Source organism: Acinetobacter sp. YH12140 (assembly GCF_013418475.1).
GTDB lineage: Bacteria > Pseudomonadota > Gammaproteobacteria > Pseudomonadales > Moraxellaceae > Acinetobacter > Acinetobacter amyesii.
In genome coordinates this window covers 48,465-70,874 of sequence record NZ_VPBZ01000009.1, presented here as the reverse complement: position 1 = coordinate 70,874, position 22,410 = coordinate 48,465, and the positions used below count along the sequence as shown (strand labels likewise).

The following is a 22,410-nucleotide window of genomic DNA, read 5'->3' as shown; positions in this document are numbered from 1 at the left end:
TAGACAAATTAAAAATTGCTGATGCAAGGGGAAGAATGGCTGCGATGGAAAGAGATATGGATGAAAAAAATAAAGCATATAAAAAATTGGAAAATAATATTAGGACTCCATCAAGGGTTATTGTTTCCAGAGGTGTTGCAGGGTATGTTTATCCAGAAAATGATAAGCCTTTTAAACCTTCAGTGATAGCAATTTCTGCTGGTGGAGATTCAAGTGCAATCAAAGGTTATGGAGCATCATCAAGTATTTATTTAGCACAAGAAAAAAATGGAGTATTTGTTGGTTCTAGTGGAACTAGAAGTAAAACAATTGGTACTGGTGGAAGTTTAGGTGCTGGTATTGATTGGTATGATACTGATATTTCAGGATTTACAGGTAGAGCTGATACATCTGAAACTTGTGCAATAATTGTTTGTTTCCGTGTTCACCAAAATTCAAATACTAAACAAAAAATTGGTTATGGAGTTAGTCCTTTAACAGAAGTTGGTGGTGGATTTACCCATCATAAAGCAGATACTCAGCTGTACCATAAGCCTGTTAAAATTAGTAATAAAGGAAAATGAAGTAGATTATCTATCTAGGAGGAGGTTAATTATGGGTTTACGATTTATTTTTATTTTTTTCTTTATTTTGATATTAAATGCTTGTAGCTATAATTCAAATACTGAGACTTTAAATTTTGAAAAAGCACAAAATATAATTTTACAAAGTGAAAGCTTAAATTACGATAAAGCGCTAAATTATTTTAATAGTCATTCAGAAGATAGTAATTCTCAATATTATTTAGGTGTGATGTATTTTAATGGGTTAGGCGCTAATGTAGATTATGAGAAAGCATTTTATTGGTATAATAAATCAGCATCACAAGGGAATTATTATTCAAGTTTGAATTTAGGGAAAATGTATGACGCCGGTATATATGTTAAACAAGATTATAGTAAGGCTTTTAATTTATATTTAAAGGCTGCTGAAAGTGGGAATGATGAAGCTCAGTATAATTTAGGAGTAATGTATGATTTAGGTAAAGGTGTGGATAAAAATATTGATAAAGCACTAGAGCTATACCAGCTATCTGCTAAAAAAAATAATCCTGAGGCTTTATTTAATTTGGGTGTTTACTATACTTCAGATAAAATAGACTATGAAAAGGCTTTCAATTTATTTTTGAAAGCTTCTAGCCTTGGGCATATTAAAGCGAAAACTAACTTAGCTACTATGTATTTTTTAGGTTTAGGTGTAAACAAAAATTATAAAGAAGGTCGAAAATTAATAAATGATGCCGCAAATAATGGGGATAGTTTAGCAAAACTTAATATAGGTTTATATTATTTCGAAGGTAAATTTGGTTTTGAAAAAAATTATGAGCTATCTAGAAAATGGTTGGAAGAGTCATGTTCAATGAAAGAAGAAAAAGCTTGTATGAGTCTTAAAAAGTTATTTTAAATTATATTTTATTCGAACAATTCGATTATTTAAAATCAATCGACTTCCAATTAAAACGTGGTAAACAACAGCTTTAGTTTGCCTTTAATGACCAAACTAAAGTGATAGTAGCCTTTGTTGATGAACAGCCAGAACCTTTGGCACATTATGAATATGATGCATAAGGTAACTTGCTGAAAGTGATTGATAAAAATGGATATGTACGCACTTATGAATATAACCAAGTACACAACTGATACGTTTACAGATCAGGCTGGACGTGGGTATATCTTCGTTATGGGGCAACAGAGGTCATAACCAAAGCTATTGCAGAATGGGCGGATGATGGGGTTTTTAAAACTCGCTTAGAATGGCATTCTCTCCTATGTCAAGTTTATGTTTATGATGTTGCAATCTACTTACTTTGACTTAGGTGATTTTACCTATCGTACAAGTTTAACTGCTTTGGACAACTAATCCATGAACAAAGCTTTGATGGTGAAGAAAAGCATTATAGCTACAATGAAAATGGACAACTGCTCCAAATCCGACAACCGAATATCCTGACCCAATTGGGTTATCATGCAGATGGTTCAATTGCTTCAAAAACCTATACCCATTTACAAACACGACATAGCCAAACCGAAGAATTCGAATACAATATCAATAACCAACTCAGCCAAGCGACAAACAAAGAAAGCTAAATCAACTTTTATCGAAATCCGCTCGGGCAGTTGGTACGCGAACATCAGCACTATAAAGTACCCAAGTTGAAACCGGTAACTGCAGTACTTCGTTATGAGTACGATGAGCTGGGCAACTTAAGCAAGACTATCCGCCCAGATGGACAAGTTCAAACCAATCTGACTTATGGTTCAGGGCATATCTATGGAATTGCCTTTAACCAACAAGACATGGTGGCATTCCAACGAGATGACTTACACCGTGAAACAGTACGCATGCTGGCAAACGGATTGATTCAAACTAAAAACTACAATGAAGTTGGTTTACTCAGTTCACAAATCATTCGACCAGAACAAGAGACTCCAAACCCAATACAACAACCAAAACATCAGGCAGAACGTCATTATCAATACGATAAAAACTACTTACTGACCCAAGTAGAAGATAGCCGTTTAGGTAAACTCAATTACCAATATGACCCAATTGGACGATTGATCAAAAGCCAAAGCCCACAACATACAGAAAACTTTAGCTTTGATCCAGCAGGCAACTTGATTGATCCGATTGCAACACAATCATCACAAGTGAAAAATAACCTGATTACGCAATATCAAGGCAAACACTATAAATACGATGCACAGGGCAATGTGATTGAAACGACTCATGCAGGCAAAACGCTAAAACTGACTTGGGATAACCTGAATCGCCTGATTCAAAGTGACAATAATGGCCAAGTCACGACTTATGGCTATGATGTTTTTGGGCGACGCTTATATAAACATAGCCCGATAGAAAACAGCTTAACGTTATTTGGCTGGGATAGTGACTTAATGATTTGGGAGTCACAACAATCCAGTAATGAACAAGCGCAATATACCAAGCATTATGTTTATGAGCCGAATAGCTTTGTACCCTTGCTACAAACAGGCTATACAGGTTTTATCAAGCTGATCGAAACACCAGACTATTCAAGATTCCAAAATGAACCGTATTCAGTTTATAAAGATCCAGTCTGGAAAACTGAAACGAGAAAGAATAAAGCTGAGCTTGAACGTATTACTTTTTACCATTGTGACCAAGTGGGAACACCGCAAACCTTAAGTAATGAACGTGGTGAATGTGTCTGGGAGATCGTGCAGGATACGTGGGGCAATACGCAGCAAATCAGAGCCAGTGACAATTTGTTAGAACAAAGTAATATCCGTTTTCAGGGGTAATACTATGATGTTGAGACAGGCTTGCACTATAACCGTTATCGTTATTACGAGCCGTACAGTGGACGTTATGTGAGTAAAGACCCGATTGGGTTGATGGGGGGCTTAAATAATTCAGCTTATGTCAGTGATCCGAATCAGTGGGTGGATCCTATGGGACTAATTGTACATATTGTTTTTAACAAATCGAATGGAACAATTAAAGGTTCTGATTTAGATTCAAAAGAAACAATAGGTATAAATGGCGTTTTCACAGGTGGATATGCAAGTGTAGATCATATGACTCAACAAGTAACTAATTTATCACTAGATGAGTCGCAAGCTATTCCAAGAGGGAGATATTGGATAATCCCACATGAGGGTGAAGGTAAAGAGCATTGGTACAAGCTTTATGCAGTCGATATGCATACAGATGATTTTACTTATGATTTTAATAACAAGAAAATGAGAGGCTATTTTAGACTTCATCCAGGAACTTATAGTACAGGCTGTGTGACTATTCCCTCTTCAATGGGAGCAAAAAATGGAAATGTGAAGTGGGATAAATTATCTAGTTTTATACAAAAAACGAACAAGCATAAAGCGCTTGTTTTTAAAGGAGGGGATTTAGAAAGCAAAAGGAAATTTGGACACAAGCCAGATTTTGTTGACCTTTATGGAATATTGGATGTTGAGTAATGAAAAAATTTTTTATAACTGTTATTTTTTGCTGCACTATTTTATTTATATATTTAATTGGTAGTGGGTATTTTATCGATAAAGAGTGTGAAATTTCTATTGAAAAATTCAAAGTTCAAAGTAAAATATTGAATATTAGTGAAAAATCAATAAAAGTGTTTGAAGATACAGGGTATAATTTTGTATGTGAAGATTCTGATGATTTTATGTATAAAATTAATAGACTACCGTATAAAGTAGATGATGAAACATTTACTGAATTAATAGCAGTGGTTGTAATGAATTTTTATTATAATAGACCTGAATTTTCAATTATTCTTGATAATTTAAGTACAGTGCAAAAGTCAGAAGTTGAAAAAAAAATAGAAGAATTTATGAAAAATAGCACTTATATGAAAACCAAAAGTTTGGAAGATCTAGAGAAACTAAGCTACATAAAAGCTATTTTACAAGGTAATTAGTAAGTAATGACTTTGTTGCACAAAGATTTAAAAAGTAAAACTCCCTTAAGCAACTCAAATTTAAGTGACAACTCGGGTATGTGATCTGCCTAAGTCTGTAAATTTATTTAAAATGGCTATACGGGCATGTACTTCATTGACTTGGCTTTGAAAGTTCTTAGCACTGAGTTTATCGCCTAATAATTTAATGCAGTACATCTTAGTTTCAACCAAACTTCGCCGATGATAGCCTGACCATTTTTTCCAAAGCGATCTACCTAGCTGTTTGACTGTTTTTAATAACTCGTTCCGCGCTACTGACTTCGCTTGCTGATCTTTCCACGGCTTTGCATTCTTCCTAGGTGGAATGATCGCATGTGCATCTCGATCTAAAATGACTTGTCTGCATTGAAAGCAGCCCTGCAGGCAAAACATTAAAACTGACATGAGATAACCTGAATAGATTGATTTGCAGTGATCATCAGGGTCAGGTGACTGAATATGGTTATGATGTATTTGGACGACGCGTATTTAAGAAAAACCAAAATGCGCAAACCCTGACTATATTTGGCTGGGATGGTGACTTGATGATTTGGGAGTCACAGCAATCTAATAAATTAGACGAAAACTACACTAAGCATTATGTCTATGAACCACAGAGTTTTGTACTACTACTGCAAACAAGCTATACAGGGTTTATCAAGCTTTTAGAAACGCCTGACTATGCCCAATTTCAGCATCAGGATTATTCGGTTTATAAAGATCCGATTTGGAAAACAGAAACCCGAAAGAATAAAGCTGAGTTGGAACGAGTTGCTTTTTATCACTGTGACCAAGTGGGTACGCCACAAAAATTGACTAATGAGTTAGGTGAGTGTGTTTGGGAAATAAAACAGGATGCATGGGGTGAAGCTATAGAAATAAAAGCCACTAATGCATTGCTTGAAGACACTAATATTCGTTTCCAAGGCCAATATTACGATGACGAAACTGGCTTACATTATAACCGTTACCGTTATTATGAGCCGTATAGTGCAAGATATGTAAGTAAAGACCCGATTGGATTGTTTGGTGGGTTGAATAACTCTTCGTATGTGAGTGATCCGAATCAGTGGGTTGATCCGATGGGGTTAACTGAATGGACTGGTTCAAGTTATCAAGTTAGTGTTCTTGCCGGAACAGGAATTAAATATGATTTAAGATCCCAATGCCTAAATAATGAAAGAGGTGTCGCATCAATAGTTGTTGGTGGTGGCTCATATGGGCGGGGGGGCACTTTAGGAGCGGCAGGAAGTAGATCAGTAACTTTTCATGACCCATATGATGGTGTTTATAAAGACGCATTGAATGGTGGGTGGGGAGATGTAAGTGCTAGTGTTGTATTATTTAGAGGTATAGGTTTTGGTAAAACTGGTTTAGGTGAAGCATCTAGTGATGGCTTAATGTCGACATATGATAGAGGAGTCGCTGCTAGTGCTGGAGTTTCAAGTGGACATGTTATACCTAGTTTATCTAGCTATAAGGTTGAAGCTTGTTTTACAAATGACCCACGTGGGCCCATTTGTAATGGTCGAAATGGTAGATGTGAAAAAAGTGTACCTAAACCAAAGCCTCGATCATATATCGATCCCAAAACCATTCCTGAGTATGATCCTCGCTCTCATGCACATATTCCGCCAAATAATGTCAACATTAATGACATTTTTAACAAAATGAGTTTTTAAGAGGTTATGTACAAAATGCTGAAAAAGAAATTATTAGTGAGTCTAGCTGTAAGTATATGTATTACTGCTTGTAATGCTTCAAATACATCATCTGATTTAAATATGACATTTGAACAAGCTGAGCAGTTAAGATCACAAGCAGAAGCTGCACCATCAAACTCTGATGAAAAGAAAGAATATTATAAAAGACTCGAACCTATTTATGAAAACTTGGCAAAAGAGGGTAATAGTGATGCTCAACTAATATTGGCAGATATTTATTTTAAAGCGCTGAGTGGAACTTATGATACTAAAAAATCATTTGAGTGGACAAAAAAATCGGCAGATAATGGAAATGTCTCCGCTATGTATAATACTGGTTTTAAGTACTACACTGGAACTGGAGTTCAAAAAAGTATAGAAAATGCAAAAAAATATTATCTTAAAGCTGCTAAGTTGAATGATGTTGATGCAATGGGCTCTATAGGCTCTATTTATATTGAAGAAGGAAATATTGAAGAAGGGTTAAATTATTTAAAAAGTGCAGCCGAAAAAAATGATGCTCTTTCATTATTTGAGTTAGGGTTGATATATTGCGAAGGTGTGGTTGTTAAACAAGACTATAAAATTTGTAATAATTACTGGGAAAAATCTGCATCATTAAATAATGCTGAGGCTGCTTTAAATTTGGGTATTAATTTGATAAATAGTAATGGTATCACTAAAGATGTGGATCGAGCTATTAAGTATTTTGAATTAGCTAGTAAAATGAGTAAAGGACAAGCATCTTATAACTTAGGGGTCATATATTCATCTCCAGATTATAATAAGTTAAATGAAAGTTTATCTCAATTTTACTTTAATAAAGCATATGAGCAAGGCATCTCAAGTGCTAAAGAAAAGATAAAACAGTAAGTATTCAAATAATTTTCTGTAATTTATAAGAGATAGCATAATAATGCTCAAAAATAAAGTTCTGTTTATTTCCGCTATAAGCATTGTTATATGTAGCTTAATTGCTTGTACAAATTTGAATAAACAGGACAAGTTCCCTACGCTCGAGGAAGAGTGTAAATTAGCAGGAAGTAGTAGTAAGCAGTGTGAAATTCTTAATTTAAAAGATTTATCCTTAGATGAAAAAGAGAATCTAATGGGATGGGTCTATCTAAATGGGTTAGATAATATCAAACCTAATTATGATAAAGCTTACTATTGGTTTGAAAAGGCTGCAAAAGCTAATAACCATGAAGCTATAAATTCATTAGGTATGATTTATTTTGCTGGGTTAGGAAAAGATAAGGATTTTCAAAAGGCTGAAGAATGTTTTTTAGAAGCAAATAGGTATGGTAACAAAGATGCTAAATTGAACTTGGCAGAACTATATAGAGTTAAAGATTTTGGTCGATCACCAGATTTTGAAAAAGCAGAGCGTTGGTATTTATTAGGAGTCCAAGATAATCCTTCACGGGCATATGAGGGGTTATCAAAAATGTACTTGGATCAGGAAAACTATGAAAAGGCATTTAGTTTCTCTGGAAAAGCTGCTGAACTAGGTAATCCTGAAGCACAATATAATTTAGGGGTTTTCTTTGAGCAAGGCGTGTATGTAAAAAAAGATAAAAAGCAAGCTGAGTTTTGGTATGAAAAAGCAGCTAAGCAAGGACATTTGAACGCAATTAATAATTTAAATATTCTTAGATAAAAATAAATGGAAAGGCTTCATTATGTAATCATTTTTATAATAATGAAGCTTTATTTTCCGGGGTTATATGAAAAGATACTGTTTGATAGGTTTTTTAAATAAAATTATTTTCTTGTTTTTGTAACTAAAGAGAAAAGTATTAGCAGGTTTTTTTATTTCTTACCAATTATAGTCATTTATTAAAAAGTAAAATAACTGAAAATAAGGAGAAATAAATGAAAGAAATACTTTTACTAGCAATTTTATTGGGGTTAACTGGGTGTAGTGATAATGACCAAAAAAGCAGTGTGCAAGAAAATATAACTCAGCATGCTGAGTAGCAGTACCAGCATTAGCTAATTATAGTTTACCTGCCTCACCATAAGCATTTTCGATGGGTGGGTAGTCTATACTAATACAAGTCCTGTCGGCGCATCTACATTATTGGATGAAGCAAAAGACCGCTGCATTAGTTATGCCTAATGCAACTCAAGTGGCAAATGTACTGAAATGAAGCGATTACAAGAACTGGGGAAAAGATATCAAGAAGAAAATCCTGTGTATTTAAATGTACCTCCGAGTTCTCAATGGTTTCCGTCAAGTTTTTAATTTTTGGAGTTAGTAAATGAAATATTCTTATTCTATCTTTTTCAGCCTATTGATGGTAAGTGGTTGTAGTAATGGTACATCAACGAATACACTTCCTGATTCAGAAAAGATTACATCAACGGAGCAAGATTCATATCAAAAAATACAGAAATATTCTGAAGCTGGCGATAAGGAAAATTATTTAAAACTTTTAGAAACGTCTGCTGAAAGTGGGGATGTAATTGCCCAAAATGAATTGGCTGGATTATATGCATTTGGTGAGGGCGTACCAAAAAGTGGAGAGAAATTTATTTATTGGTCAGAGTTAGCTGCATCTAAGGGGTCTTCACTTGCTCAACTTAATTTAGGTACAGCCTATTTTTTTGGAACTAATGGAGTAACTCAAGATTTGGTAAAAGCAGAAAAGTGGCTAACACTTGCTGCAAGTAATAATGAAGAAATTGCTAAAAGTTATTTACAGAAAATAAAAAATAATGAAATACCAGATGATACAAAACTTCTTATGGAGAGTGATAAGTAGTTTGGTCTATTTACGGCTTTGTTGCACAAAGATTTGAAATGCAAAGCGCCCTTAATTGAGCCAAATTTAAGGCGTAACTTGAGTAAGTGGTCGACCTAATTCCGTAAATCTGTTGAGGACTGCTACACGTGCATGAATCTCATTCACCTGACTAGGAAAGCTTCTTGCCATTAATTTATCGCCTAATAATTTGATGCAATGCATCTTGGTTTCCACCAAACTTCGGCAATGATAGCCGGACCATTTTTTTCCATAATGTCCTGCCTGAGAAGCACTGCTTCGCAAGATTAACCGTTCGAAGTAATTCATTTCGCGCTAGCGAGCTGATCTTTGTATCTTTCCATGGTTTCGCATTTTTTCTAGGTGGAATCACCGCATGCGCTTGCCGATCTGCAATGACCTGACGACATTGTTTGGTGTCATAAGCGCCATCGGTATAAACAGAGTCAATCTGCTCATCTTGTGGAATCTGATAGAGTAAATCACCAAGCACTTGTGAATCACTCACATTATTTGTAGTGAGTTGAATGGCGCGTATTTGAAGGGTTTCAGCATCTATACCAATATGAAGTTTACGCCATTGGCGACGATATTCAGGTCCATGTTTCTTCCTTTTCCATTCACCTTCACCTAAAAAATTTAGACCGGTAGAGTCTACCAGCAAGTTAAGCCCACCACTGCTTTTTTGATAATTAATCGCAATATCAATATGTTTTTGTCTTCTGCAAAGTGTACTGTAATCTGGTGCGGTCCAATTTAATCCACAAAGTTTAATCAGACTTTGCACAAAGCCAGTGACCATACGTAAAGATAGACGGAATAAGGATTTAATCATTAAGCAGCATTGGATAGCTGCGTCGGAGTAGGTTTGATTTCGCCCTTGTTTGCCTTTTGATGGAGCATACCATTGCGTAGCAGGATCAAACCAAATGGCAATATTTCCGCGACTCATGAGTGCTCGGTTATATGCGGGCCAATTGGTTGTGCGGTAGATTTTGTGTGTAGGCTTCTTCATTTGAAAATTATATCGCTGAAAAAGCCTTTACAGATAGGTTTGTGCAACAAAGCCGTTGGATATATAAATGATGAAATTCATGCAAAGACCCTAGTCCAAACTATAATAATTCCATTTTTTAGTTTAAGTGGGATCGTGAAAGATGAAATTAAAATAGTAGTACAACAAACAATTAATGGACATAAGCTTATAGGCCTTTTAGCACATGCTAGGGTTAAAACTTTTACTTAATACATCATTAATAAGCTTTAGGTCAGAGAGTATCGCAGCTAGGTGTAAAACAATCACTTGGCACACTTAAAAACTTTGCTAAATTGGCTAAAGCATCAGTTGTAGGAATAGTTTGTGTGACTTTGGGTGAAATTATGGAGTACATAGCAGGTGATGATACTGATATATGCACATTAATGGGGGGATTAATTGCTGGATGGAGTAAAATTTTGTTATCGACAGCTTTTTTCTGCGCAATTGTTGCTGCAATAAGCTTACTAATACCACTTGCACCATTCGCTAGAGATTAAGACTAGTGACAATTTATTAGAGCAAACAAGTATTCGTTTTCAAGGGCAATATTACGATAGTGAAACTGGATTACATTATAACCGTTACCGTTATTATGAGCCGTTTAGTGCAAGGTATGTGAGTAAAGATCCGATTGGACTATTTGGTGGATTAAATAATTCTGCTTATGTCAGTGATCCGAATCTGTGGGTCGATCAATTGGGATTAACTCCCTTAAATGCTGCTGGTGCTGCATATGGCTGCATAGCTGGTGCTGTTGGTGGTTATACAACAGGAGAGTGGAAAGGTGCTGCAATTGGGTGTGTTGCAGGAGGTGCAGTGGGGGCTGTAAATCCTTGGGCATCACATGCTGTAGGTGCAGCAGGAGGTGCAGGAGTTTCTTCAGTGCTGGGTCAAGGTGTGGGATTATTTGCTGCGAAGAAGGAAGTTGCGAATATGTGTAATTATGATGCTGGTGCTGTAGTAGGAGCTATGGTTGGTGGTGGCATTGGAGGATCTGTGAATAAGGCAGTAATTCAAAGGGCTCCATATATGAGAGTAGATTTGATGAATAAACCATTGGGTACTTCTGGAATTAATCGAACTCCAGGCAAACTAGCAGGAGCATTACTAGAGGGTAAAATAACAGGTGCTGGTGAATTAATGGGTACTGGGAAAATAACCTTGCCATCTTGTGCAAAATAATTAGTGAGATAGTTAATGATTTGGTTTAAAACGGCTATGTTTTTCTTGTTATATATGATTTATATGATTTTAATTTTAAATTTTTATGCTAAAGCTTTAATTAAAGTAAGTATACTTGGTCATTTTTTTAAAGTGGTATTTAGTTCTTTATTATATTTACTGTTTGCTATTGCTTTTATTTTTCCTTTTTTTCATATTCATGAGTTTGTAGATGATTTCCATATATATTTTGATCAAAACAATATTTATTTTGCTTTTACTTTGATTTCTTTTGCATTAGTTTGTAGTTTTTCAATAATTTATTTTAATAAAAAATTTGTTCCTAAGTTAAAAGCTTTGGGGTATTTTAAATGATTGATGCGTGCTGAAATAACAGGAGACTTCCACTTAGGAAATTTTAGGCTGCTAGCTCACTGGTTCTGTCGCTAAAAATAACTTGAGTTAGATTCCAAGGTGAATAGAGAATATCTAACAGATCAAACTTTAGATGGAAATTCATTTGGTTTTCCTTGTGGAGTTGCTGTCGGTGCTGATGTGCCTGTTTCGAGTGGTGAAGTTCAAGTAAATACAGGAGCTTATATCCACACCTAGTTTAACGTATTTTGACTTTTCACACAGTAAATTAATAGGAAATACTAAAGATACCGAGCTTTATGCAATTAGATTAATGCGCTCTTTTGGAGGGCTATAATATGAAATTATTCTTAATGATTACAGTAATTTTTTTCTTATGTAGTTGTGAAAAGAATAAAATAGAAAGAGGGCAGATCTTAAGTCAGTTGAAAAATGAAGTGAATAAAAGCGAAGCATTATATTTGAATGAAATGAGCTTAATTTTTCAGATTATAATTGCTTTGTTGCACAAACATTCAAAAGCTAAACTTTCCCCAAGTTATCTAAATTTAAGTGACAACTTGGGTGTGAGGTCCGCCCAACTCCGTAAATTTATTTAATACTGCCACACGTGCATGCATGTCATTGACTTGGCTTTTGAAATTCCTTGTACTAAGCCAATCACCTGAGAAGCACTGCTTCGTAAGATTTGATGCAATGCATCTTGGTTTCTACCAAACTTCGGCGATGATAGCCTGACCATTTTTTCCATAGTGTCCTGCCTAAACGTTTAACTGTTCGAAGTAATTCATTTCGCTCTAGCGAGCTGGTCTTTGTATCTTTCCAAGGTTTCGCATTTTTTCTTGGTGGAATCACCGCATGCGCTTGTCGGTCTGCGATTACCTGGCGGCATTGCTTGGTGTCATAAGCCCCATCTGTATAGACGGAGTCAATCTGTTCTTCTTGTGGAATCTGATCCCGTAAATCACCAAGCACCTGTGAATCACTCACATTGTTGGTTGTGAGCTAAATAGCGCGTATTTGAAGGGTTTCAGCATCGATACCAATATGTAATTTACCCCATTGGCGACGATATTCAGGCTGATGTTTTTTACGTTTCCATTCGCCTTCACCTAAAAACTTTAAGCCAGTAGAATCAACGAGTAGATGGAGACCATTACTGCTTTTTTGATAGTTAATTGCAATATCAATATGCTTTTGTCTTCTACAAATAGTGGAATAATCTGGGGCTGTCCAATCTAATCTATAAAGATGAATGAGACTTTGAACAAAGCCTCTGACCATACGTAAAGACAGACGGAATAGAGATTTAATCATCAGACAGCATTGGATAGCTGCGTCGGAGTAGGTTTGATTTCGCCCTTGTTTGCCTTTTGATGGAGCATACCATTGCGTAGCAGGATCAAACCAAATGGCAATATTTCCGCGACTCATGAGTGCTCGGTTATATGCGGGCCAATTGGTTGTGCGATAGATTTTGTGTGTAGGCTTCTTCATTTAAAAATTATATCGCTGAAAAAGCCTTTACAGATAGGTTTGTGCAACAAAGCCTGATGGGGCGTATATTTAATGGTCAAGGCTCAAATTACACAGAAATTACAGATAACTTTATTCAAGGAGCATCTTTATCTGGAAATGCTGGTGCATTAATTAAGTTTGGGGGAAGTACCGTTGTAAATAAAGATATGGTAGCGAATACTATAAATGGAAAACAACCATTTGCATTTGAGTTAGGTATTGGTACACCAGGATGGGATCTAAGTTTCGGAGGAGTAAGTGACAAAAACTTATCTCCTGTAGACTATTTGAAAAAAATAAATAGAGAAGTGGAAGCAAAAGAAATAGAACGTATTCTTAATAAGGCACCTGAAGGGGCTAGTATAGGGAATGTTCTTGATCAATGGCATAAATCTTTTTGAGGTTAAAATGAAATTATTATTAATTTTTATATTATTCTGTAGTGTTCTGCAGGTAGGATGCATTACCAATGAAAAAGAATATAATGGTAGGTTTTCTAAAGATTTAAAAGAAAATTTTAATGATGGCTATGTTGTTGAATCATATAGTGGTAATTCATACTATAATATGGTTACCTTAAGTTTGGAAAAGAAAAATTTTTCAAATGAAAGGTTTGATAAAACAATAAAAAAAATTTTAAATAATGGATGGTATTTAAACTACATAATAGATAATAAATATTGGGTTTTTTGTAGGGGTAAAAATGAATCTATAAGAGTTTTATATCCCAACCAACAGGTATTAAAAGATAGGGAGGGTAATTATTTCCGGGATGATTTAGATAATAATAGGGTGTATGTTTGGGTTGCTTTCTATAAAGATGTTGATAGAAATAAGCAATTAACTGGTTGTCCAATTGATTGATTTTAATTTTAGCTAATGGTTTTTTAATAGTAACATAAAAAATTAAGAAATTTAAGGGAGTTGATTGCATGATTAAGTTTGAGGATATATTTTACACTGGCTTTGTTGCACAAAGATTTGAAATACAAAGCCCCCTAATTGAGCCAAATTTAAGGCGTAACTTGGGTAAGTGGTCGACCTAATTCCGTAAATCTGTTGAGGACTGCTACACGTGCATGAATTTCATTGACTTGGCTATCAAATTTTCTTGCACTGAGTTTATCCCCCAATAATTTGATGCAATGCATCTTAGTTTCGACCAAACTTCGGCAATGATAGCCGGACCATTTTTTCCATAATGTCCTGCCTGAGAAGCACTGCTTCGCAAGATTAACCGTTCGAAGTAATTCATTTCGCGCTAGCGAGCTGATCTTTGTATCTTTCCATGGTTTCGCATTTTTTCTAGGAGGAATCACCGCATGCGCTTGCCGATCTGCAATGACCTGACGGCATTGCTTGGTGTCATAAGCGCCATCGGTATAAACAGAGTCAATCTGCTCATCTTGTGGAATCTGATCGAGTAAATCACCAAGCACTTGTGAATCACTCACATTATTTGTAGTGAGTTGAATGGCGCGTATTTGAAGGGTTTCAGCATCTATACCAATATGAAGTTTACGCCATTGGCGACGATATTCAGGTCCATGTTTCTTGCGTTTCCATTCGCCCTCACCTAGAAACTTCATGCCTGTAGAGTCTATGAGTAGATGCAGCCCATCGCTACTTTTTTGGTAGCTGATTGCAATATCAATATGCTTTTGTCTTCTACAAAGCGTACTGTAATCTGGTGCGGTCTAATTTAATCCACAAAGTTTAATCAGACTTTGCACAAAGCCAGTGACCATACGTAAAGATAGACGGAATAAGGATTTAATCATTAAGCAGCATTGGATAGCTGCGTCGGAGTAGGTTTGATTTCGCCCTTGTTTGCCTTTTGATGGAGCATACCATTGCGTAGCAGGATCAAACCAAATGGCAATATTTCCGCGACTCATGAGTGCTCGGTTATATGCGGGCCAATTGGTTGTGCGATAGATTTTGTGTGTAGGCTTCTTCATTTGAAAATTATATCGCTGAAAAAGCCTTTACAGATAGGTTTGTGCAACAAAGCCTGTAGAAACTGCTAAAGTTGAAGCCGCACTTGTTGGTGGAGCTGCTGGGACATTTACAGGTAGAGTCCTTTATATGGCCGTTAGCATAAATCCATATGCTAGAGCGGGGCAGGTATTAATGACAGTTTTAGGCATGGGAGGAGCAGTAGGTGGATCTCTTCTAGTCGATAAAGCTTTATATAAAGGAATGGGGTTGTGTAAATGAATTTTATATATCTTGGTATTTTTTTAACGTTTGTATTGTTTTTTATATTTAGTTATATAAATTTTTTAAAATTTATTAAAAAGAATTGTTTTATTGAGAAAATTTTCCCTCCGAAAAATAATGAATATGATATTTATGAATTATTTGAAATTCAGGCCTTTTTTTATGCTTTATTTGTTCAATATAATTTAAAGTATAAAAAAAATCAATCACTTCCATTGGTTGAGGATAGTCTTTTGCTAGAGGGTTTTAATAAAGGCGAGATAATTTTTTTCTTAGAAAAAAATTACAGTTTTATAAAATCTAACTTTATTATTTTTGTTTCGAGTGTCTTATTGTTTTTAATTTCTCTTACATACTTGTTTTTTGATTAATTATATTTTGGGGTTAATTGCAGTATAAATGGATTTTTTTTATCGTTTTTTTATTTCTTAGATTTGAATTTGGAGTGTCTACGTTAAATTCTATCTATAGGTATATTTAAAAAATATAAAAAATTTTCTAAATATTGTGAGCTTTTAAAGAATAATAATTATGATGGTGCATAGGATTTATTGCACAAAGATTTGAAAGGTAAAGCGCCCCTAATTAAGCCAAATTTAAGGCGTAACTTGGGTAAGTGGTCGACCTAATTCCGTAAATCTGTTGAGGACTGCTACACGTGTATGAATTTCATTGACTTGGTTATCAAATTTTCTTGCACTGAGTTTATCCCCCAATAATTTGATGCAATGCATCTTAGTTTCGACCAAACTTCGGCAATGATAGCCGGACCATTTTTTCCATAATGTCCTGCCTGAGAAGCACTGCTTCGCAAGATTAACAGTACGAAGTAATTCATTTCGCGCTAGCGAGCTGATCTTTGTATCTTTCCATGGTTTCGCATTTTTTCTAGGTGGAATACCGCATGCGCTTGCCGATCTGCAATGACCTGACGGCATTGCTTGGTGTCATAAGCGCCATCGGTATAAACAGAGTCAATCTGCTCATCTTGTGGAATCTGATCGAGTAAATCACCAAGCACTTGTGAATCACTCACATTATTTGTAGTGAGTTGAATGGCGCGTATTTGAAGGGTTTCATCATCTATACCAATATGAAGTTTACGCCATTGGCGACGATATTCAGGTCCATGTTTCTTCCTTTTCCATTCACCTTCACCTAAAAAATTTAGACCGGTAGAGTCTACCAGCAAGTTAAGCCCACCACTGCTTTTTTGATAATTAATCGCAATATCAATATGTTTTTGTCTTCTGCAAAGCGTACTGTAATCTGGTGCGGTCCAATTTAATCCACAAAGTTTAATCAGACTTTGCACAAAGCCAGTGACCATACGTAAAGATAGACGGAATAAGGATTTAATCATTAAGCAGCATTGGATAGCTGCGTCGGAGTAGGTTTGATTTCGCCCTTGTTTGCCTTTTGATGGAGCATACCATTGAGTCTTAGTGTCAAACCAAATTGAAATATTTCCTCGATTTATTAATGCTCGATTATAAGAAGACCAATTGGTGGTACGATAAATTTTAGGTGCAGGCTTGTTCATTTGGAAATTATATTGTGGAATAAGCCCTTAACGATAGGTTTGTGCAACAAAGCCATAGTAACATAAAAAATTAAGAAATTTAAGGGAGTTGATTGCATGATTAAGTTTGAGGATATATTTTACACTTAATGGGTTGTTAAAAGGAATTGTTTTTTATTTTCTATATCTGGGGCATATTATATTTTGAATTGGTGTTTATTAGGTTTTATTAAAGATGGTGTGTTTGGGAAAAAATTCAAAAGGTTTAAATGTTGTGAATAAAGTAATAATGCTTATTCTTATTGGTCTTCAATTTAGCGCGTGTGTTGAAAATAAGGTTGTGAACGGTGTTGATGTTGATCGAAAAGAGGTACAAAATGAGTTAAAGTTAGTAAGAGAGTATGTTGGTGAACAGAAGAATAAACTACCTGTGAATGTAGATAATTATACTAGATGGGTGGATTTTAAATTTTCTGATAATAAATTAACCTATATTTACATGGTTTCATTTGAAAGTATTAGTGATTATCAGGCGGCTGATATGAGGAAATATTATTATTCTAAGCCAAAGATAGATGAAATTTGTGAATCAATTGCTATCTTATCTAATTTGGATATTGTGTATGAGTATAAATATGTTAATTTAAAAAACAAGGAATTGATTACAATTCCATTTAATAAAAAGATATGTGATATTTAATTATGTTTTTTTTGAAAGGTATAATTTTGGTTTTATTTTGAATTAAGATTGTAATGAAAAAATTTGAATTAATTAATAAATCCCTTTTAGCAACCGTAGCATTCCTTCTGTTGCCATTTTGGTCTTATCTTTATTATGGTTATTTTTGGATTCTTTTTCTAGGCATTTTAACTATTTGTGTTTTTTGGTTTTTTGGTCATTTAAATTACAATAATAAATATTTTATTTTTCTATATTTAATTATTTTTATGATTTCATTGTTAATGCTAGGTGCTGTATATTTAACTTTAAATAATGGTTGGGTAGCCATTTTAAAATATATGTTCTTGTTTTTTATACTGGATATATTATTAAGTTTAAGTAAGATAAAAAAAATGCAGAAAAAATATAAAAATGATAATTTTGTTGTGGATGGTAATTTAGATGGTTATTCTGCTGATTTTGAAGAAAAAAATGGAAAAGTTTGGGGGGTAGTCTTTTTTCACAAATGGCTATAGTTTCATATATGCTTTTTATTGGACCGTATTTTATAGTCATTAATTCACCATTTGAATTTTATGCTGGTGAAATGATGTCTGGTATTAAGTCAAATCTTTCGATATATGCCATAATCTTGATGGTATTAATATTCTGGGAATTTACATTGAAAAGATTTTATTTTTTTAGTGGTCTTAATTACAAATTTGATAAAGAATGAAATAAAAAGCCCCTCATGGCTTTTTTAATATAAATCAAGACAACTGCTGAATCGGACTACCACCCAAGCCTGCATTAAAGTCATAAGCATTGTATTGACTCGCCTGAGTTTAGACAAATACAAATAGCTGAAGGCTTAGAAAAACCTGAAAGTTTTTTAGTACAAGCACCAAAACCAATCGAAGAGTTAGATTTGGATATGTATAAGTCACGAAGATGTTAATCAAACTTGGATGGCATAAGCCATCCAACATTCGAAAATCTAAACTTATGGCTTAGGAAAAGGTTTCGGTGAGTTTGAAGCACAGCGCACGGATGTGCTGTTATTAATGTTAATATAATCTATACTGTCATCACCTTTTTCGTATTGAGGATTTGGTTCCTTTCCTCTTCTATAAATAGTGGTTGCTGCACCTCCTAATGCTAAACTTTGTGCTGCTCCTTCTTGATGTGTACTCCTTACGGATTTTAATAATCCAGACTTTGGCCCCTGTGGATTGAGTTCAGGTGAATTTTTGTAATACTGTGGGTCAAACCAATTAGACATCCATTCATGGTTATCAGTTGCCATATCGTAGAACCCTAAGGGTGTTGTTGGGAAATGACCTAGCAAAGGAACAATAGCACTAAAATTTAAACTTTTACTGACTTGATCTCTTTGCTCATCACTCCAAACATTACGACCCACTTCATACTTCCCATTATCTGTGGTGGAAATTATATATTGTCCTTTATTTCGAGCAGCATACTCCCATTGGGCTTCAGTAGGTAAATTCATAGGAATGCCGACTTGCTTACCTAACCATTGACAATAATCGGCTTTGTTGCACAAACCTATCGTTAAGGGCTTATTCCACAATATAATTTCCAAATGAACAAGCCTGCACCTAAAATTTATCGTACCACCAATTGGTCTTCTTATAATCGAGCATTAATAAATCGAGGAAATATTTCAATTTGGTTTGACACTAAGACCCAGTGGTATGCACAATCACAAGACAAACATGGACGAAATCAAACTTACTCCGATACTGCTATTCAATGCTGCTTAATGATTAAATCCTTATTCCGTCTATCTTTACGTATGGTCACTGGCTTTGTGCAAAGTCTGATTAAACTTTGTGGATTAAATTGGACCACACCAGATTACAGTACGCTTTACAGAAGACAAAAACATATTGATATTGCGATTAGTTATCAAAAAAGTAGTGGTGGTCTCCATCTACTCGTAGACTCTACTGGTCTAAAGTTTTTAGGTGAAGGTGAATGGAAAAGGAAGAAACATCAGCCTGAATATCGTCGTCAATGGCGTAAATTACATATTGGTATAGATGCTAAAACTCTCCAAATACGTGCAGTTCAGCTTACAACTAACAATGTAAGTGATTCACAGGTACTTGGTGATTTACTCGATCAAATTTCCTTAGATGAGCAGATTGACTCTGTTTATACAGATGGTGCTTATGACACCAAACAATGTCGTCAGGTCATTGCAGATCGGCAAGCGCATGCGGTGATTCCACCTAGAAAAAATGCGAAACCATGGAAAGATACAAAGATCAGCTCGCTAGCGCGAAATGAATTACTTCGTACTGTTAATCTTGCGAAGCAGTGCTTCTCAGGCAGGACACTATGGAAAAAATGGTCAGGCTATCATCGCCGAAGTTTGGTGGAAACCAAGATGCACTGCATCAAATTATTAGGCGATAAACTCAGTGCAAGGAACTTTAATAGCCAAGTCAATGAGATCCATGCACGTATAGCCGTGTTAAATAAATTTACCGAGTTAGGTCAACCACATACCCAAGTTATGCCTTAAATTTGAGTAGATATGGGCAATCTTAATTTTTACATCTTTGTGCAACAAAGCCGATGAAAGATGAAGAAAAGAAAAAAAAACAAATGAAAGGTTAATTGATATGAATTTATTTAAGTTGATTTTTATTATTTTAATTATTCCATTATTTTCTGGTGCTAAAGGTGAAAATAATATCTTGGATGAGGAGGCTAGAATGTATAATTTTAAAAAAAATGAATCAATTGTATATGAAATAAATGATTTATTTCATGCAAAAAAAACCAAAGAGGCTTTTTATTTGATTTCTAGTTATTCACATAAGTTTAATGTAGATGAAAAAGTTGGAGTGGGAGCAATATTATATTCAAATGGATATTATAAGTTGTCAAAATCGTATTTTGAGGATGCATCTTTGGCTGGGAATCCCGAGGCTTTTTATCGGCTTGGTTATTTTTATAATTATAATGAAGACGAAAAAGATGTTGAGCTGGCAATAAAATATTTCAATTTATCAATTGAAGCTGGATATTTGAGTTCTTATATTAATCTAGGGGAAATATATTTATTTGAAGATGGTTTTGTGAGTTTATCAACTGCTAGATTTAACTTTAAAAAGGCTGTGAGCTTGGGGTTTATGAATGGTTATTATGGGTTGGGAGAAATTAATTTACGTGAAGGTAATTTTTATGAAGCTAAGAATGATTTTGAAAAATTAAAGAAATATGGTTATTTATTAGAGTATTATGATGGATGTGTAAATTTATATTCAAAATATGAAGATTCAGAATTTTACGATATAGATTTGGCAAAAAAATATATTGATCTTATAATTCTTCTTATAGATGATCCGAGAAAATATGAAATTATAGCCGATTTTTACAAAGGTGATCATAAGTATCGAGATCTGAATAAAAGTAATTACTATTCAGAACTAGAAAAATATTAAAATTATGAATGGGAGGAGTTAGGATGGCTTAAGTATCCTTATTCTTCCCGTTGAAAAATCAAAACCAACCTTATTATTAGTTCAAGACATAGCTATGGAATTACTTTTAATCAACAAGATATGATGGCATTCCATCGTGATGATTTACACCGTGAAACGGCGCAGATACTGGCAAATGGTTTAATTCAAGTCAAGAATTATAATGATGTAGGCTTACTCAGTTCGCAGTTGATTCAGCCAGAGCAAGAGACTCTAGGGCGAGTACAGCATCAGGCGGAACGGCAGTATCATTATGATCAAAATTATCTACTCACGCAGGTGGACGACAGCCATTTATGCAAGCTGAATTATCAATATGATGCGGTTGGCCGTTTGATACAGAGTCAAAGTGTGCATAGCGCAAGGCAATGTGATTGAAAGCAGCCATGCAGGTAAAACATTAAAACTGACGTGGGATAACCTGAACCGTTTGATCCAAAGTGAGCTTAATGGTCAGGCGACTGAATATGGTTATGATGTATTTGGAAGGCGTTTATACAAGAAAAATCAAAATGCGCAAACCCTGACCTTATTCGGCTGGGACGGAGACCTGATGATTTGGGAGTCACAGCAATCTAATGACGTTGAAGAAAACTACACTAAGCATTATGTCTATGAACCGCAGAGTTTTGTACCGCTGCTGCAAACGGGTTATACAGGATTTATTAAATTAATTGAAACACCAGACTACTCAAGGTTCCAAACAGAACCTTATTCCATCTATAAAGACCCTGTATGGAAAGTAGAAACGAGAAAGAATAAAGCAGAGTTAGAACGCGTTATGTTTTATCATTGTGATTAAGTGGGTACACCACAAACACTCAGTAATGAGTTAGGTGAGTGCGTTTGGGAAATCAAACAGGATACATGGGGCATTTATTTAGAGATCAAAGCGAGTGAAAACTCACTTGAACAAACCAATATCCGATTCCAAGGACAATATTACGATAGTGAAACAGGATTGCACTATAACCGTTATCGTTATTATGAGCCATATAGTGCAAGGTATTTGAGTAAGGATCCAATAGGCTTGTTTGGGGGAGAAAATAACAGTAGTTAGGTAAGTGATCCGAATCAGTGGGTAGATCCGATGGGGTTGATGGGTGGGAAAGATAATGGATTATTTTGGTTAACTGATTCTGCCAGCGAGGAAGGCAACAATCAAATTAAGAATATGGTGCAGCAATCTAGAAAAAAATCAAATAATAAAACTCAACTAGAATTAATACAAAGTGATGGAGAAAGAGGGAGGATTTTAAGAGCAAAGATGCCTGCTGTAAGTTCTACAGAAAGTCAAAGGAATGATTTTCCTGTAATCAATAATAGTAGAGTTAGCAGTAACGGTGGAGTATTAGCAAAATTACTTCCAAATACTATGTCACCTTTGGCTAAAGATCCGCAATTCGCTCAGGATTTAAAGGCTCAAGGTGCTATGAGAAATA

General features: G+C 34.9%; 17 protein-coding genes and 9 pseudogenes. 20 read left to right on the top strand and 6 right to left on the bottom strand.

What is annotated here, in order from left to right:
• Positions 1–594 precede the first annotated feature (594 nt).
• The 4 genes and pseudogenes from FTU75_RS14065 to FTU75_RS14055 all read left to right on the top strand — a co-directional run bounded on the left by FTU75_RS14065 (position 595) and on the right by FTU75_RS14055 (position 4,459).
• Positions 595–1,443, top strand: a complete 849-nt coding sequence (locus FTU75_RS14065; RefSeq protein ID WP_180036288.1) for a tetratricopeptide repeat protein — start codon at positions 595–597, stop codon at positions 1,441–1,443.
• A gap of 101 nt (positions 1,444–1,544) precedes the next feature.
• A pseudogene (locus FTU75_RS14060) lies at positions 1,545–3,482 on the top strand (RHS repeat-associated core domain-containing protein); the annotation flags it as partial.
• Complete coding sequence (locus FTU75_RS18510) at positions 3,474–3,998, top strand: tlde1 domain-containing protein (protein ID WP_227591947.1); 525 nt, start codon at positions 3,474–3,476, stop codon at positions 3,996–3,998. The pseudogene FTU75_RS14060 and the gene FTU75_RS18510, both read left to right, overlap by 9 nt.
• Positions 3,998–4,459 carry a hypothetical protein gene (locus tag FTU75_RS14055; RefSeq protein ID WP_180036286.1) on the top strand — a complete coding sequence of 154 codons (462 nt, stop codon included), beginning with the start codon at positions 3,998–4,000 and terminating at the stop codon, positions 4,457–4,459. Before FTU75_RS18510 ends, FTU75_RS14055 begins: the two co-directional genes overlap by 1 nt.
• A gap of 60 nt (positions 4,460–4,519) precedes the next feature.
• Here the strand turns inward: FTU75_RS14055 and FTU75_RS14050 are convergent.
• Positions 4,520–4,849: pseudogene (locus FTU75_RS14050) on the bottom strand (transposase); the annotation flags it as partial.
• Between the two features lie 11 nt (positions 4,850–4,860).
• On the opposite strand from FTU75_RS14050, the pseudogene FTU75_RS18505 reads away from it, so the two are divergent.
• The 4 genes and pseudogenes from FTU75_RS18505 to FTU75_RS14030 all read left to right on the top strand — a co-directional run.
• A pseudogene (locus FTU75_RS18505) lies at positions 4,861–5,571 on the top strand (RHS repeat domain-containing protein); the annotation flags it as partial.
• A 606-nt stretch (positions 5,572–6,177) separates the two neighbouring features.
• Positions 6,178–7,056 (top strand): tetratricopeptide repeat protein, encoded by an 879-nt coding sequence (locus FTU75_RS14040; protein WP_163146125.1) that lies wholly within the window; start codon positions 6,178–6,180, stop codon positions 7,054–7,056.
• A 43-nt stretch (positions 7,057–7,099) separates the two neighbouring features.
• A complete protein-coding gene (locus tag FTU75_RS14035; protein ID WP_180109949.1) occupies positions 7,100–7,843 on the top strand; it encodes a tetratricopeptide repeat protein in 744 nt (247 codons plus the stop codon).
• A 604-nt stretch (positions 7,844–8,447) separates the two neighbouring features.
• A complete protein-coding gene (locus FTU75_RS14030; protein ID WP_180036306.1) occupies positions 8,448–8,951 on the top strand; it encodes a tetratricopeptide repeat protein in 504 nt (167 codons plus the stop codon).
• 66 nt (positions 8,952–9,017) lie between these two features.
• Here the strand turns inward: FTU75_RS14030 and FTU75_RS14025 are convergent.
• Positions 9,018–9,966: pseudogene (locus FTU75_RS14025) on the bottom strand (IS5 family transposase).
• A 507-nt stretch (positions 9,967–10,473) separates the two neighbouring features.
• Between FTU75_RS14025 and FTU75_RS14020 the strand changes: the two are divergent.
• From FTU75_RS14020 to FTU75_RS14005, 4 genes and pseudogenes are all read left to right on the top strand, one after another.
• Positions 10,474–10,695, top strand: a pseudogene (locus FTU75_RS14020) (RHS repeat-associated core domain-containing protein); the annotation flags it as partial.
• Between the two features lie 492 nt (positions 10,696–11,187).
• Positions 11,188–11,526 carry a hypothetical protein gene (locus tag FTU75_RS14015; RefSeq protein WP_180036296.1) on the top strand — a complete coding sequence of 113 codons (339 nt, stop codon included), beginning with the start codon at positions 11,188–11,190 and terminating at the stop codon, positions 11,524–11,526.
• A gap of 99 nt (positions 11,527–11,625) precedes the next feature.
• Positions 11,626–11,763, top strand: a complete 138-nt coding sequence (locus FTU75_RS14010) for a hypothetical protein (protein ID WP_180036297.1) — start codon at positions 11,626–11,628, stop codon at positions 11,761–11,763.
• Positions 11,764–11,864: 101 nt separating this feature from the next.
• On the top strand, positions 11,865–12,125 hold the full coding sequence (locus FTU75_RS14005; protein ID WP_180109948.1) for a hypothetical protein: 261 nt from the start codon (positions 11,865–11,867) through the stop codon (positions 12,123–12,125).
• On the opposite strand, the pseudogene FTU75_RS14000 reads toward FTU75_RS14005, so the two are convergent.
• Positions 12,075–13,023 (bottom strand): annotated as a pseudogene (locus tag FTU75_RS14000) (IS5 family transposase). The gene FTU75_RS14005 and the pseudogene FTU75_RS14000 sit on opposite strands and share 51 nt — an antisense overlap.
• A 41-nt stretch (positions 13,024–13,064) precedes the next feature.
• Between FTU75_RS14000 and FTU75_RS13995 the strand changes: the two are divergent.
• Both FTU75_RS13995 and FTU75_RS13990 read left to right on the top strand, forming a co-directional pair.
• Complete coding sequence (locus FTU75_RS13995; protein ID WP_180036299.1) at positions 13,065–13,445, top strand: hypothetical protein; 381 nt, start codon at positions 13,065–13,067, stop codon at positions 13,443–13,445.
• 7 nt (positions 13,446–13,452) lie between these two features.
• Complete coding sequence (locus tag FTU75_RS13990) at positions 13,453–13,908, top strand: hypothetical protein (protein ID WP_180036300.1); 456 nt, start codon at positions 13,453–13,455, stop codon at positions 13,906–13,908.
• 149 nt (positions 13,909–14,057) lie between these two features.
• Here FTU75_RS13990 and FTU75_RS13985 read toward each other — a convergent pair.
• Positions 14,058–15,005: pseudogene (locus FTU75_RS13985) on the bottom strand (IS5 family transposase).
• Positions 15,006–15,260: 255 nt separating this feature from the next.
• Here FTU75_RS13985 and FTU75_RS13980 point away from each other — a divergent pair.
• Complete coding sequence (locus FTU75_RS13980; RefSeq protein ID WP_180116205.1) at positions 15,261–15,638, top strand: hypothetical protein; 378 nt, start codon at positions 15,261–15,263, stop codon at positions 15,636–15,638.
• Positions 15,639–15,863: 225 nt separating this feature from the next.
• Here FTU75_RS13980 and FTU75_RS13975 read toward each other — a convergent pair.
• Positions 15,864–16,810, bottom strand: a pseudogene (locus tag FTU75_RS13975) (IS5 family transposase).
• A 253-nt stretch (positions 16,811–17,063) separates the two neighbouring features.
• On the opposite strand from FTU75_RS13975, the gene FTU75_RS13970 reads away from it, so the two are divergent.
• Both FTU75_RS13970 and FTU75_RS13965 read left to right on the top strand, forming a co-directional pair.
• Positions 17,064–17,489 carry a hypothetical protein gene (locus FTU75_RS13970; protein WP_180036304.1) on the top strand — a complete coding sequence of 142 codons (426 nt, stop codon included), beginning with the start codon at positions 17,064–17,066 and terminating at the stop codon, positions 17,487–17,489.
• Positions 17,490–17,542: 53 nt separating this feature from the next.
• Positions 17,543–17,986: a hypothetical protein gene (locus tag FTU75_RS13965; protein WP_180109947.1), complete on the top strand. Its 444-nt coding sequence runs from the start codon at positions 17,543–17,545 to the stop codon at positions 17,984–17,986.
• Positions 17,987–18,453: 467 nt separating this feature from the next.
• Here FTU75_RS13965 and FTU75_RS13960 read toward each other — a convergent pair whose 3' ends face one another.
• A complete protein-coding gene (locus FTU75_RS13960; RefSeq protein WP_306669724.1) occupies positions 18,454–19,044 on the bottom strand; it encodes an SUMF1/EgtB/PvdO family nonheme iron enzyme in 591 nt (196 codons plus the stop codon).
• A 12-nt stretch (positions 19,045–19,056) separates the two neighbouring features.
• On the opposite strand from FTU75_RS13960, the gene FTU75_RS13955 reads away from it, so the two are divergent.
• The 3 genes and pseudogenes from FTU75_RS13955 to FTU75_RS13945 form a co-directional block, all read left to right on the top strand.
• A complete protein-coding gene (locus tag FTU75_RS13955; RefSeq protein WP_180036260.1) occupies positions 19,057–20,004 on the top strand; it encodes an IS5 family transposase in 948 nt (315 codons plus the stop codon).
• A gap of 100 nt (positions 20,005–20,104) precedes the next feature.
• Positions 20,105–20,929 (top strand): tetratricopeptide repeat protein, encoded by an 825-nt coding sequence (locus tag FTU75_RS13950; protein WP_180109946.1) that lies wholly within the window; start codon positions 20,105–20,107, stop codon positions 20,927–20,929.
• 60 nt (positions 20,930–20,989) lie between these two features.
• Positions 20,990–22,112 (top strand): annotated as a pseudogene (locus FTU75_RS13945) (RHS repeat domain-containing protein); the annotation flags it as partial.
• Positions 22,113–22,410: the final 298 nt, after the last annotated feature.

Coding starts and splice junctions, on each gene's coding strand:
- FTU75_RS14065 (WP_180036288.1), top strand. CDS start 595: ATGGGTTTACGATTTATTTTTATTTTTTTCTTTATTTTGATATTAAAT.
- FTU75_RS18510 (WP_227591947.1), top strand. CDS start 3,474: ATGGGACTAATTGTACATATTGTTTTTAACAAATCGAATGGAACAATT.
- FTU75_RS14055 (WP_180036286.1), top strand. CDS start 3,998: ATGAAAAAATTTTTTATAACTGTTATTTTTTGCTGCACTATTTTATTT.
- FTU75_RS14040 (WP_163146125.1), top strand. CDS start 6,178: ATGCTGAAAAAGAAATTATTAGTGAGTCTAGCTGTAAGTATATGTATT.
- FTU75_RS14035 (WP_180109949.1), top strand. CDS start 7,100: ATGCTCAAAAATAAAGTTCTGTTTATTTCCGCTATAAGCATTGTTATA.
- FTU75_RS14030 (WP_180036306.1), top strand. CDS start 8,448: ATGAAATATTCTTATTCTATCTTTTTCAGCCTATTGATGGTAAGTGGT.
- FTU75_RS14015 (WP_180036296.1), top strand. CDS start 11,188: ATGATTTGGTTTAAAACGGCTATGTTTTTCTTGTTATATATGATTTAT.
- FTU75_RS14005 (WP_180109948.1), top strand. CDS start 11,865: ATGAAATTATTCTTAATGATTACAGTAATTTTTTTCTTATGTAGTTGT.
- FTU75_RS13990 (WP_180036300.1), top strand. CDS start 13,453: ATGAAATTATTATTAATTTTTATATTATTCTGTAGTGTTCTGCAGGTA.
- FTU75_RS13980 (WP_180116205.1), top strand. CDS start 15,261: ATGAATTTTATATATCTTGGTATTTTTTTAACGTTTGTATTGTTTTTT.
- FTU75_RS13965 (WP_180109947.1), top strand. CDS start 17,543: ATGAAAAAATTTGAATTAATTAATAAATCCCTTTTAGCAACCGTAGCA.
- FTU75_RS13955 (WP_180036260.1), top strand. CDS start 19,057: ATGAACAAGCCTGCACCTAAAATTTATCGTACCACCAATTGGTCTTCT.
- FTU75_RS13950 (WP_180109946.1), top strand. CDS start 20,105: ATGAATTTATTTAAGTTGATTTTTATTATTTTAATTATTCCATTATTT.